Raw genomic sequence first — 13964 nt, 5'->3', positions numbered from 1 at the left:
ATTGTGGCAATTAACTGCCTGTTTCCATATTGGGAGCATCGACAGGCTTTGATTGGGAAGATCCGATCTGGCGCAGGTAGATAGAAAGCATTATAATGGCAAAGATGGACAGAAACTCGCTCTGCCAGTTCTGAAACGACTCAAACCAGAATCTTGAATTTCCAATATAATACCACACATTTTCTAATGGTTCCCCCTTCAGAATATGCTTTTCATTTTCATCTTTAAGACTTCCGTAGAAATGCATGACAAATGAAATGAGAAATAAAAATAACAGTGAGATGGTAAGTGAGTGTTTATAAATTTTTAACGTGAAACCGCCTTTTTTTACCGCGGCTGGAGCATCTTTTCTTGCTGGATCGGGTTCTCTGTCGACTTCTTCAGTCTCATCCACTTTTTTTGATTCCGAAGAGCCCCTCTGTCGTAAAAAAATGGTAAAGACTACAAATAGTGCCATCTGAAGGAATTCGCTTTCCCAATTTTCAAAAGTGGATTGCAGAAAATGTCCCGAATTTAGATAGCTGCCCAGTGTAATGATTGTGGCGCCTTCCTCTACGAGCTCTTTGTTATGCTCCTTTAGGCCTAAGAAGACCTGCCCAATAAGTGATCCGACAAACAGTACAGCAAAGCAGATTGATAATCCATTGTTTTTTAAATACCTTTTCATGAATAGCTCTAAATTTGAATGTTTAAAGCAAATATCAAATATAAGGAGATGCGTATTTTACAAAATTATGGATGAAGTTTATAGTTTTTGCACTGAAAGTTATCCTCTTGGCATGGATCTGCTTAAAATTCCGCTCTGCTTTTTTAGATATGGTTCTTTTTAAAGTTTTGATTGATATAGGCTGCGGTATTTTTCTTCACTTTGGCGCAACGCCTCTTCCGATTCTATCCGGTTATGGATGTCCGTGGCTGAGCCATACATTTTGGCCACATTGCCTTCCGTGTCCTTGAGAGGCAGAGCATTAACGGCAAACCAGCGGTAATAATCCTTGTTTTCGTCCGTTCGAAGGGCAAATTCTTTTTGAATTTCATAAGCCGTAAAAAGTATACATGAGCTATCTCATCAATATCGTCAGTATGTATCAGCGCGAAGAAATCAGTTTTCGCACCTTCCATGTCTTCGACATAGTGCCGGGCGATTTTTACTTCGTTGCTATATTCAGAGTATTTAGCTTGGATTATGCCTTTACAGGTTATTTTTTTTTGGATTCCTGAATTTCATCCAAACTGGAAGGCATTATTTCTACGATGAAATCTGCTCCTGCAATGCCAACTGATATGGTTGAAACTAAAAAATCCTTTGCCAATAGCGCGGCGGTTCTTGTTTCTCCTAGATTGCCATTAAATCCCTGCTTGTTTAACATGTTTCTATAATTAATTTAACATTTTGGCTCTTTTTTTATTGCAATGGTTTTTCTTTCTTTCTTTCTTTCTTTCTTATGTTTTATTGTGGTTTTGGCCAGCTATAAGATTTGATTATTGGGACTATATGCTTTAAGAGGTTAAAAATGAACAGTATGGGGATTTGTGAAAAACTAATTGCAGTAGACTTTGCTGTCTATGGCCAGAAGTCCTTTTAAAGTGATAAAACTCTCATCGGTAATGCAGTTTAAAAACACAAGCCCTTCATTGTGCATCTGCATCAGCGCTTCCAGCATAGCCGCCTGATTTCTATTTGCAAGGGAAACATGCCCGCCGAAGAAATCTTTAATATTCAGGTCAGAACCTGCGCGGATGGCCAGTTCTTCCAAAGACATGCTTCCGCTGTACCGTGCCGATAGCAATTCGAGAATTTTTATGAAAAGGGTAGGCATCGTATCCATGATATTAGACTTTATTAAAATATACGATGATATGGCTTTTTTGGTTTGCAGGAGGCTGTAAAAGCTAACGGCAGTTTTTTATTTTCAAGTTTATAATCCAGTTTCAAGACCTGCCAGATAAAATGATTTATGGCAACTTCTTGACCCATACCGCGAAGGCTACATTCTGCAAATCCCAACATGAAAAAATATTACTTCTTAGTATTATCAATTACTCTGGCACCTATTTTTCTAAGTCATGTCAATAAAACAGAAATTATACTATTGAATATGTTTATTGGAGGAATTTGATATCATAAAATAAGGTATCCAAAAAATCAAAATGTAAATGGCAGATGTTTAAATCAGTAGTCAATTAGATGAAAGCATTAATATCTCTTCCTTTCCAGCGGCTAATGCAAATTTATAAAATATGCACTGCCTTAACTATTTGTGGCAGAAGAGGCCTATTCTTCAAATTTTCTGAAATGTAAAAGGGTTAGAATTTTTAGCTCATAAGGGCAAACCTTTGATTGAGATCATTTCTTAAATCAAGGGTTTTTTTATGTTTTGTTTAGACATCACAAGTAGAAAATTACGGTTCCATTTAACGTATTAAGATTTGCACTGAGTTAAGAGATGTTGAGGGAATGATAAAAAATATTTCGTGTTTTGTCAGTGGTATTTCTAAAATTAAATACTTTTTTTGTAAGATAATAAACAGGTAATTATACCTATTGTGTTTTATTTCAAATAGTTGTTATTTTGATTGCTGTTTTTTAATTGTTAAATTTTAACAAGTAAATGTAAGATCACTACAATGTCAATTAGGACTGGCCATCCCAAAATCTATTATCAATTACTAAAATTTGAAGCATATTCACTTTAAAAAAAAGAACATTTTGATTATTATTTTAAGCAATTGAAAAACAAAACCTTAATTATTTTATCAACCTTCCAAAAACTATTTCAATTATGATTAATATTAGAAACAGCCAGATCGTCACCTTTGACAATGGCAATAAAAACATTACTGTTTATTTTGATTTTGATGACAGTTTAAAAAAATATTATATTGTTCCAATACCTCATTTAGTGAAAGCTACTGATAATGATGTACCCGTTTTTTCTTTGACAAAGTATAAATCGAACAAAGGAGGAATTAACGGCGTTTGTACTTTTGATGTTGAGCTTTACGTACCGCAAGACGCATTGAATGCTGTAAAGGATGCTCTCCAAAGAGAGGGAAAAGGAGAATACGTGCAAGGACAGTTTGATTGGGTCAGTGTTAATACTTTTTTTAAATTCATATTAAACGGAGAAGAAGAAATTATAAACGCAGTGCCTTCTATGTACGGACAGAACAGAGTTTCATTTGTTGTTTTATTAAAAAAAGACGAAGATGTAACTATTTTTACAAATGCTTTCCACGATGGATCAGGTTCTGTTTCTCCTTTCAGCATACAGTATGATATGACAAGCCTTACTAAGTTAGTGGGTATAAGAGCATCAGTGGGTTACAATGCTTCTATTGCTGTAGAATGGCAGCGTACCTATAAAACAGAAAAAGATACTTGGGGAAACACAAAAACGGTACTTGCCGAGGTTAAGAAAAACCTTAAACAATCTGGCGCTGGAAGTGTATTAATCGATCCGGTAGAACCTGTAAGTGACGAAACAAAGGCTAGAGTACAAGATTGGGCATGGACTACATTAGAAAAAATGGTTTCTGATTCTGTAGCGGTCGCCAATGCTGCAGCAACAAGCCAGGATCCAGTTGAATCTACAGGTTCATTTACTCAAAATTATCAAGAAAATGAGGTAATCGAATGGTCTGTAAACAGCAGTGATAATCTGCCTATGTTTGATAATAGTACTTGGAACAAAGTATATCATGAGGTAGATTTAAGACAATTAGTTGTTAATTTCAATCTTATAGGAAGCTTGGCTTCCGATCTAAAAGAAGGAGTCGAAAAAGTAGAGATTACGGTTTTTTACCCAAGTGTAGCACCACTTACAGAAACATTAAATCCAACTGAAGGTAAAAATAACTTTACCTATCAAGTTCCAGGAAATTTTGAAGGAGATGATTTTAATCCTTATTATGAATATGAATACACGATACATTTTAAAAACGGTAAAAAATATGAGAGTGAATCTATAAAATCAAACTTGACGATTGTTAGTATTACTCCTGCGATGCTCGGTATACAAAGTATTAAATTTACAGCAACGAATGTTCCATTTACAACAGAGATTCCTAAATTTATTTCAAAAGGAGGTGTCACTGTTGAACGATTAATTATTGATTTTTATTTTAATAGACCGGAAGGAGTTGCCAATAAGACCGAACAAAAAGAAATTAAATCAAATGATGAAGTAATTACTTTTAATAGTTATTATATGCTTCCTATTGAAAATAGCTACGTTTACAAGCTTACTTACATTATGAGTGATCGTACGCAATTGGTTATTGATCCGGTAAGAAATTTTGGTGCTGATAACAGTAATACAGTATTAATTAATTTTCCACTTCAGGATATTACTTTTTCACTTTATGCCCGCAAAGATGGAAAAGAATTATTAGATGTAGTTTTACTGGATGCAGAATATATAGATACTCAAAACAGCGAAATTAAGTTATTTAAAAGTTTTGAACCTTGGGAAGTTGATTTTAAATCAAAAACATTTATTATAGATGACGACAAATGGAACTTTAGAGCTGTAAAAAACCCGGATGGAGCTTATTACAGATTCAATGGAACATTACTTTATAAAGATTATGAGGTTGACATTAATGATTATCTTATTCAGGCTAATCAATCAAATTTTACGATTTATACTGATAGAGAACAAGCGTCTTTGCTGATTGATTGGAATAATGTAGACTGGAAAAGTGTTGCCAATGTAGAGATAACCTTATTTCAGACTGAAAATGGTTCAATGTCTAATGATCGCATACTAAAAGTGCTGCATCCAAATAAATTGGAAAGCTTAGCAGATCCTAAAGAAGTAAATAAACAAAGCTATCCTCTTCTGTCTACTACAAGCACTAAAAAACCACGTCTTATCTATAATGTAACCAGAAAACCTGAAGATCCCAAATTTGAATATTGGATGGGCATTACTTATAATCAAAATGATGGCACAAAGCGTTATCTTGTGGATGTAAAAATGGACAAATTACTTTATACTTTGCCACCCAATGGAGATTCTCCAAAAGCACAATTGGCATTTGTAACACTTGATGCTAAAAGCAATCTGACATTAAAAAAGGCAAGAAGAGAAGTAATAGAAAAAGGGCAGAGCACAGTTATTGAATCTGAAGAATAATGATTGCCGAAAGTGTTTTGCACAGCGGTGCCTTAAAACGGAATGCTGTCATGCAAAGTCTTATGCTCTTAGAGAATTATCCAGAATTACTTGCTTGGTTGTCAAAATTGTTTGAAGCAAATGAATTTAATTCAACAATTGCATTTAATGCTGAAAGCCGTCTAACTGCAAAGGGGGTGCCTATTGAATATGCGATAGTTTGGCCCTCACACAGTGTGAGATGTACTGTAGATGTTTTGCCGCACAGAACTGCAAAAGAGCGTATACTACGTTCATTAAATTTGGCAGGATCATTCGGGAATACATTTCAACAAGACATATACAACGATCTTTTGCAGCAGCAAGAAGAAAAAATGCTAAGATATGGAGCATGGTTAGGAGTCAGAGAAGGAGAGGATAAGGTAAACACTAAATTATATCTAGAGGTTGCCGATACTTGTAAACCAGACTTTTTTGATGCTTTAAAGCTATCATATGATCTTCTGAAAAATTTTGGAGTAAAGCCCGTTATGCTGGGTTTGCCAATGGATAAAGGAGGAGTTGAAATCTATTTTAAACTTGCAAAGCTAGACCGTCCTTTCATGAAATGGCTGTTAGCTTATTTCGGTTTTCCAGATAGGACTCAAGAAATTTTCGGAATGCTGGAAGAATTTTGTGAGAGCAACCTTAGCGGTTCATTAGATTGGAGCAGTCTTGGTTTCAGTATGGCATGGTCAAGCGACAAGAAAATGGAAACCGTAACCTTTTATTCTTTTGCTAGTTCTGCAATTGGTTCTGATAAAAACGTAAGGAAGCATGTAATGCGAATTGGGCAAAGACACAATTGGGACATGGCTTTATATAGTAAATTATCCGAAGAAGCAAATGGTGATACTGATCTTAATACTTTTCATGGTATGGTAGGAGTAGTCGCAGGAACAAAAGGAGAACTTCATTTTACTACTGGGATAAGTCCAGTTGATGTTGGACTCTTATGAATCTATTATCTGATCTTTTAGACAGACAGACTGTAAATGGTGCATTTTCGTCGGAAGTAATGATGAGGGGAAATCTAATTATCGAAGATGAAAATGTGTTCATTACAGTACTGGTGATTTTCGAATTATTTCGACTGGAAAAAAAAACCGAGGTAACAAATGCGATTAATCGTGCACTTGATTTTATTGAAAACTGTGAAGAAAAACCCAACTCAGGCATTTTTAGATTTTATCCTGAAAAATTATCCTCTGCAAAACTTAATATTTCGTTGCATGGTGATTTAGATGATTCAGCGTTATCAATATTGGCACTGGTATATTTTGGCAGAAGAGATAAAGAATGGGCTAACAGTATTTTAGTAGACGTATTCGAAAAAAATAGGTTGTTATATACCAACGCACATCCTGCTTGGGTCAGACCGGGTACATTCAAAACGTGGATTAGTGATAACCATGATAATCCTATCGATTGTTGTGTAAACCTAAATGTTTTGGCTTTATACGCCTATTTAGGACGCACAAAAACAGATGTTTATCGTAAAGCGCTTGAATCAGTTATGCTTGGTTTTAGATTGACAAATCTTGATCCTTTGCACATGAGGCATCTCGCTCCTTTTTACGCACACCCGTGCGAAGTGTATGAAGCTATAAGAAGAGCTGCGAATTTTGGAGTCGTAGAGATGGCTAACGAACTTGATGTTTTTCAATATTTTGAATCACACAGAACGGACAATGTTATTCGTCCGGTATGTTGCAACGACTGGGGACAACCCTTATGGTTTAGTAAAGCACTTCAAATAGCCCGCTCTATTGAATTGGCTAATTCCCCAACAATTTTACTTCAAAAAAATATTCATTTTAAAGAATCTAATCATGATTACTGAAAAAAATATACTTATTACAGATGAGATTAAAGAAAAGCCTGTATTAAAGGCAAGCAGCAATTATATGGAAACGCTTGTGAAACTTGAACCTGTTTCAGGAGGATCAGATATTCATGCGTTTATGAATGATGATAAACTAATTGACCTCTATTCTGTTGGTACAGATCTTAGAGTTTATCGTCTCAGACCCAAAAATAATGCTCAGGCACCCTATTTATTGGAAGATTTAAAAGTAAATTTAGAACAGCTTTCATTATTTCAAGCTATTAAAGGAGATAATGCAAATCCTTCTATTCTAGGAGTTAATAGTACAGGGCAGCTTGCATTGGCATCATTTTCGGGAGCGTATTCTCAAAAAGTATTTCAGCCTTCTCAAGCTTCAGAAAAAATTAGACAGTTTTTAAGCTTACGCGGCGTTACAGGAAATATTTATGCGAATGTGTTGCTTAACGATGATACGTTAGCCAGTAATTTCTTTTCGCCTACTGATTTAAAATGGAAATCTGAACGCTGGGTAAAAGTCTTAGATCCTAATGGAAATGAGGCTAAAGTCAAATCAATTGCGATGTGTTCTAACAGTCAAGTGCAATCTTCATTATTTGCTATTGGTAAAGAAGACAAATTTGAAGATCATGTACTTTTTGCTGAAGATAGTTTTACATTTACAAAAATGCGCGATCTGGCCGGAAAGAAAGTAATCGATTTATCTGTAGTACTTGATGAAAATAAATTGCTTAATATTTTTGGGATTGAAAAGGACACAGGCATATTATGGGTAAAACGTCAGAAGAAATACTCGACAAATTTCAAAATTGATTTTGATGACTGGCAGAAAGTTGCCAATAGTGCTACTGCCTTTGGAACAGTTAAACTAAAACGTGTATTTGCAAATATCAGATTGGACAATTTCCTAGAAGTGTTTGCTATCGGAGAAGACGGAAAACTTTATCATACCTATCAATTGACTAATTCTACTGCCAAACAAACTTGGGCAGAATTCTTTCCTTTGGGTAATGGAGTCGGTAATTCTATTTTTACATTGGCAAAGAGTTATACTGGTTATTCAGAAGCATATACCGTAACTAATGACAATTTGGTATTGCGTTTTTGGCAAAATCCCGAAACCTCTCAATGGTTTAGTACGCCTATTGAAATCGAAAAAACTAGCCAGAATGTTGTAAGTGTACCTACTCATGCGCTCGAAATTACAGTACTTGATAATGATGGAGTACCGCAGCCCAATGCAGAAGTTGGACTTTCTGCTTCATTTCTCACTAATTTATCCATCAATGGACTTTCTTATCAGGCAAGTTTAGTGGGAAAAATTAAGGTAAAAACAGATACCACTGGTAAATTAGTAATCAACCAGCGCGCAAATAGCTTAGCGGCAGCAAGTATTTTTATCGAAACTGAATTTACAGGTGCTATGCCCATACAGGTAGAACCCAATGCCCAACTGCAGGAAAAAATTAAACTTACAACTACAGATGGTGTATTGAATGCTAAAGATAAAAATGGCAATTATTTACTTGCAGAAAAAGATCGAACACGAGAAAATGCCGAAAGTATTGCAAAGATTATGACAAGTTCAATGTCACTAACTGGGCAAAATACAGGGAAACAAAATTTTGTATACCAATCAAAAGGCAAACTTGGTAAATGGTCTCCAAACATTAATATGGCTAATGTCAATCAACAGCATTGGGAAATTGATTTTGGAGGTGGATTTCCCACATATAAAACGTTAACTTTTGAAGAAGTATCGTTATACAGACAGAGTAATTTTAATGCTTTAGGATTTCTCGGAATTGATTGGGGAGATTTCTGGAATGCCATTAAAGAAGGTGTAGGTTCTGTTGTAAGTACGATTAAACGTATCATAGTTTCTGTAGGTGAAGTTATAAAAGTAGCCTTTGAATTTATAATTGATGGTATTACAAAAGTCTTTGAAACCGTAATAGAATTTGTGCAGCAAGCCTTTGATTTTGTAGAAGGAGTATGGAACTGGCTTAAAGTAAAGGTTGAACAATTGTTTGAATGGCTTGGCTTCCTTTTTGAATGGGAAGACATACGCAGAACAGCAGACATTGTAAAGTTTAATATCAATACAATACTTGATTTTTCGGTTGTTGCAACTGATCACGTCAAGGGTGTTTTTGATACCTGGATACACGAATTAAAGGACACTCTTAAAGAAGCTGTAGATCATTATATTAATGAGCTCGGAACTGGTTCAACACTTGGTAATTATGGAGACCAATACAAAAAGAGCGATCCAGAAAAAGAACATGCACTGGATCATAATATCTTGCTCAATTCGGTAAAAGAAAATTATAATGACGCCTCATCGGTCAATGAATTTAAATTCTTTATTGAAGATAACAGTCCAATAATGGATTTGCTTGATCAAATGAAAGCTCTTTCTGAAAATTTCGAATTTGGTGATGGTAAACAAGCATTTGATGAAGCGCTGGGGTATTTTTCTAATATAAAAGAAAACCCAAGTCAAGCCTTGCAGTTAGTACTCAGCGGGCTACTTAAAATAGGAGAAAGTGTAGCCATGTTCTTGATTGATTTTGGAGCAGGTGTGGTGAGAACTATTCTTGATGTGGTAAAACTATTAATTGAAGCTTTTAAAGATTTGTTAAATACCACATGGAGAATTCCTATAGTGTCCGACATTTTTAAATTCATAACAGGGCATGATCTTTCTTTCAGTATTATAGACCTTATTTCATATCTTATTGCAATTCCTACTTGTGTATTGTTTAAAGTAGTGTACAAACAAGCGCCTTTTCCTACTGATGATTCAGTAACTGCTTTTAAAAACACCTACAATTTGGCCTATTTAAAAAGCCGATCTGGAATTGATAATTCAAAAGAAGCTATTTTAATGAGGAATGCTGTGCAAACTGTTGATCCTTTAGTGGTAAATTTATTCAAGACAGGTTTTGCGGTGAGTATGTTTGTAAAAATATGGTCAGATATCGGTACATCCATAGCTTCTTCTACGAATCAGGTTAATGATGTTTTGGGGTATGTATCGCTTGGAGCAGGTATAACAGCTGCCGCATTTACAAATCCTTGGATCGTAGAAGTAGACCCAGGTAAATTATTATGCGGTAAAAGCGATGTTGCTAATGGAGAAGCAAGTTCTAATGTTGGTTATTTAGCTACAGTAGTTAGTGTGGTGAAAGGGGTAGTAGTTTATGCTGTTAAAAAGAAGAATCCACAATTCCCACCCACTGTTGTTGTTAAAGTAAATGAGCTTTCATCGACTATTGCGGGATCGCTTCGATGTGTATTATATGTTGTTGAATATGTGCTTTCTTCAAAAAAGAAACCCAAAACATTAGCTCGTAATCTTACAGCAACAATACCCGGTGAAACATTACGTTTTTTGTCTTTAAATGAACTAAACACAGGTACTTTTTATATACCTGAGGCAATTTTAGGAGTACTCACCTTTGGAGGATATACTTCATCATTAGTTATTTACCTTACAGATGACGATGTTTCACTATTAGAAGCAGAAGATGCTCTGTTAGAAAATAATATTGTTCAAGAGATTATTTAGAAAATTATTGTTTAGCTAATAATGATAAAGTTAGTTTGAATGGAAATCTCTGAGATACTCTTAAACTCAATTTAATAGTGGGAGGCAATCCAATTATTCAACCACATTATTGCAGATTTTTATGCAATTTTTGTATTCGCATCTTAAAATGATATTCTAAACTAATATAAATCAAGTTATTCATATTCTATGAAGGGTACTGGGGAAAAATGAAAAGCCTGAGGATTCAGATTCTCAGGCTTTTTTTATTTGGAAATTTTATATCTAATTTTAGTTTTAAACGTATGTTACTACAGCAGGTTTTCGACTAAATTAAGCCCATTGTTCAGATTTGCCGCTCGAGTGATGGCGAATAGGGAAGGCAAATCTTCCAAATGCAAACCCAATTTCAATTATGCCTAATGCCCAAATTGCTTGTAGCTTGTGTTGCATCCATTTTTTTTATTCATTTATTTTATAGACCTCCTTTTTGTTCAGCGTTTTGCCCCAAACAGAGAATGCTATTATATCTTCGTTATCGCCCAATATTTTCCCTCGCATTTCAAAATCATCAAAAAATAATGTTAGCGTTCTTTTTTCAGTTTCTCGGTAATGCCCTGTCAATACTGTATCTGAAACATTTCCATCATATCTTTCTGCGTTAATAACTTTCGAGTATAATTCCACCTTGCTATCAACTTCTCTAAATATTAGACTTTTTTGTATCAGGTATCCGTCAAAGTTTCCGCCCGCAATCCAATCGATATACGGTGCTGTTATTCCTTCAAAATATTCCGAATCGTATTTTATCCCAACCATATTTTTGAATTTTTTAATTATTTGGAAATTAAAACAACTTCTCCGTTTTCATACTTGTGAGGATAGTCGTATGGCATTGTGTATGAAATGGTGTACTTTATAAACAAATCATTACCCAACATAAACAAATCGCCTTCACCTTCAATCGTATCGTCTTCACTCTTTTCAGGAATATTTAATTTTTCAATTAAGCACTCTTTTAAAAAAGAATAAGCCAAGTTTTCATCCGTAGGTTTTGAGTTTTTGTAAAAACAAATTTCTCGGTTGCTTCCAATCCAATTAGGCCCAATAGTACTGCGGACTTTCCATTTAACCGAAAGAGTGTTTGAAATAGCCTCATTCTTTAGTTCATCTTTAATATTCATTGTGTTGTTTGTTAAAAATTGGCGGCAACGTTTTGGTACTATAGAGGGTTTGGCACTAAATATGTTCTGAGATCTTTTACATTAAGTCAGACTGCTTTCAGCTAAAAAAGTTTGCGTATAATTTTTCCGATATCTGCAAAATCATCAAGATTGCTTACAGCTCTTTTTTCGGTAAACGTATTATCAGTTTTTGAAAAAGGATAAATTAATATATAATTGTTTTTATTGATCTTCTTATTTAAAATTTCGGGCAATTCCTGCATTTGCGATAAATACGAATGCATGCCTCTATCAGCCATTATAGCAATCAGACCTTCATCTTGCTCTAGGTTTTGAGCTTTATTTTGAATGTCTGTCCATGAGATTTCATTATTAAAAGTAGCTTCAATATTTGCCTTTGCAACAATATTTTTTAATATATCAATTGTTTTTTCGTTTGCATAAAAACTCATTTTAGCGCCTGAATTTTTCCCTATATTCCAAACCTTTAATAAGGAATGGAAAAAACCTGCTTCATGTTCAGCATTTGGAGGAATAATGACTGTATATTTTTTTATTGTAGCGACCGGCTGAACGGCATGATATATAATTACATTTATCAGTTTGTTAAGCAAGTAAGCGTTATAAAGATTATATATAAAAGAAGCGGAAAATCCCTTATCTTCTTCAATCCCTATAATCAGGTCAGTGATGTTTTGCTCCTTTACTACATTATTGATGCCAGCAGTCACATCGTTATCATGCCGTGCTATTGGAATCAGTTTAACGTCTGCTGCAGCTGCCAGATTTACAGCTGAGCCAAGTAGTTTTTCGGCATTTTTTGAAGATGACTCGCTTTTATCTTCATTAATGATATTTAGGGCAAAAAGCTTGTCTATATTGCTTTTACTTTTGATTATAAGCCCTAGGTTAACCATTTTTTCAACTGTATGTTCATGATTAATGGCAAGTAGAATCTTTTCTTCTTCATTACCTGCACCAGCAACTGTTTCTTCTTTATCTGTATCTGCAATTCTTTGCGCGCTCGCCATTGAAACAAAGGATGAAATAGTACATGAAACTAATATCAGCAGGATACTTCCATTAAGAACATGCTCATTTAAAAGTCTGATCGGTTCTCCCGCTTCATTTTCAGACAAAATGATATTATATCCGACCATCACAGATGCTAAAGTTGCAGCTGCAGACGCGGCGCTCATTCCGAAGATAAGTCTTCCTTCGTCATCTGTAAGTCTAAAGGTCTTTTGGGTAAGAATTGCTGCAACATATTTTCCGCCTATAGAAGCGACAAGCATAACAAAGGCTACCCCAATGGTTTCCCAACTTTGAATAAAAGCATTAAAATCAATCAGCATACCTACACTGATAAGAAAAAAGGGAATAAAAATAGCATTACCTACAAATTCCACCCTGTTCATCAGCGAGGAAGTTTGCGGTATAAGCCTGTTTAGCGCCAGACCAGCAAAAAATGCCCCGATGATAGCTTCTATTCCTGCTAATTCTGCCAGCAAAGAAGCCAGGTATATCATTACGATTACAAAAATATATTGTGAGATCTTATCATCAACATTTTTAAAGAACCAGCGTGCTATAATAGGAAAAACAAGCAAAACAATCAAAGCAAATACCGTCATTGATAAAGACAGTTTTACCCAGAATGCAGTTCCTACTTCGCCTTGGGACATGCCTACAACTACAGCTAATACTATAAGTGAAAGAACATCCGTAATCATTGTCCCGCCTACAGTAATATTTACAGCTAATTTTTTAGCTATTCCCAATTTACTCACCATAGGATATACAATCAAGGTATGAGATGAAAAGAGACTGGCAAAAAGCACAGATGTCAAAAAGGAGAATTTCAAAATATAGTACCCGCCTGCAAGTCCCAATATAAATGGAACGATGAAGGTATATATTGAAAAGGTGATGCTCTTCCATTTATTCTTTTTAAAATCTCCCATATCGATTTCTAGACCTGCTAGAAACATAATATATAAAAGTCCTGTAGTTCCTGTTACGACTATACTGCTGTCTCTGGCGAGAACATTAAATCCGTTTGGACCTATAACTGCCCCAGCTATGATAAGACCTAAAAGATGAGGTATTTTTATTTTATTCAATAAAAGAGGAATACACAGAATTATAATGAGCTCTATCAGGAATTTTAGTACAGGATCTTCAATAGGAAGACTTACGTGTTGGATACTTAATAACATAAA

General features: G+C 34.9%; 10 protein-coding genes. 4 read left to right on the top strand and 6 right to left on the bottom strand.

Annotation, left to right across the window (positions count from 1 at the left end; genetic code table 11):
• Positions 1–10: 10 nt before the first annotated feature.
• From QLQ96_RS18400 to QLQ96_RS18390, 3 genes are all read right to left on the bottom strand, one after another.
• On the bottom strand, positions 11–667 hold the full coding sequence (locus QLQ96_RS18400) for a DUF6766 family protein (RefSeq protein WP_482492370.1): 657 nt from the start codon (positions 665–667) through the stop codon (positions 11–13).
• Between the two features lie 532 nt (positions 668–1199).
• Entirely contained in the window at positions 1200–1370 is a 171-nt protein-coding gene (locus QLQ96_RS18395; RefSeq protein WP_482492369.1) for a hypothetical protein, read from the bottom strand.
• Between the two features lie 171 nt (positions 1371–1541).
• Positions 1542–1829 carry a hypothetical protein gene (locus QLQ96_RS18390; protein ID WP_482492368.1) on the bottom strand — a complete coding sequence of 96 codons (288 nt, stop codon included), beginning with the start codon at positions 1827–1829 and terminating at the stop codon, positions 1542–1544.
• 954 nt (positions 1830–2783) lie between these two features.
• Between QLQ96_RS18390 and QLQ96_RS18385 the strand changes: the two genes are divergently transcribed.
• The 4 genes from QLQ96_RS18385 to QLQ96_RS18370 are packed head-to-tail and all read left to right on the top strand — an operon-like array spanning position 2784 to position 10579.
• Positions 2784–5141, top strand: a complete 2358-nt coding sequence (locus QLQ96_RS18385) for a hypothetical protein (RefSeq protein ID WP_482492367.1) — start codon at positions 2784–2786, stop codon at positions 5139–5141.
• A 50-nt stretch (positions 5142–5191) separates the two neighbouring features.
• Positions 5192–6118, top strand: coding sequence for a hypothetical protein (locus QLQ96_RS18380; RefSeq protein ID WP_482492366.1), 927 nt, complete (start codon positions 5192–5194; stop codon positions 6116–6118).
• Positions 6115–7002 (top strand): hypothetical protein, encoded by an 888-nt coding sequence (locus tag QLQ96_RS18375; protein WP_482492364.1) that lies wholly within the window; start codon positions 6115–6117, stop codon positions 7000–7002. The genes QLQ96_RS18380 and QLQ96_RS18375 overlap by 4 nt, the downstream gene beginning before the upstream one ends.
• On the top strand, positions 6992–10579 hold the full coding sequence (locus QLQ96_RS18370) for a DUF8189 domain-containing protein (protein ID WP_482492363.1): 3588 nt from the start codon (positions 6992–6994) through the stop codon (positions 10577–10579). Before QLQ96_RS18375 ends, QLQ96_RS18370 begins: the two co-directional genes overlap by 11 nt.
• Positions 10580–11020: 441 nt before the next feature.
• Here the strand turns inward: QLQ96_RS18370 and QLQ96_RS18365 are convergent, their stop codons facing one another.
• From QLQ96_RS18365 to QLQ96_RS18355, 3 genes are all read right to left on the bottom strand, one after another.
• Positions 11021–11377 carry a hypothetical protein gene (locus QLQ96_RS18365; protein ID WP_482492361.1) on the bottom strand — a complete coding sequence of 119 codons (357 nt, stop codon included), beginning with the start codon at positions 11375–11377 and terminating at the stop codon, positions 11021–11023.
• 17 nt (positions 11378–11394) lie between these two features.
• Positions 11395–11742: a hypothetical protein gene (locus QLQ96_RS18360; RefSeq protein WP_482492360.1), complete on the bottom strand. Its 348-nt coding sequence runs from the start codon at positions 11740–11742 to the stop codon at positions 11395–11397.
• Between the two features lie 101 nt (positions 11743–11843).
• Entirely contained in the window at positions 11844–13961 is a 2118-nt protein-coding gene (locus QLQ96_RS18355) for a cation:proton antiporter (protein ID WP_482492359.1), read from the bottom strand.
• Positions 13962–13964: the final 3 nt, after the last annotated feature.

The organism is Flavobacterium sp. B167r, from assembly GCF_056824315.1.
Note: the sequence above shows the minus strand (reverse complement) of the source record. Positions and strands in the feature narration are given on the sequence as shown.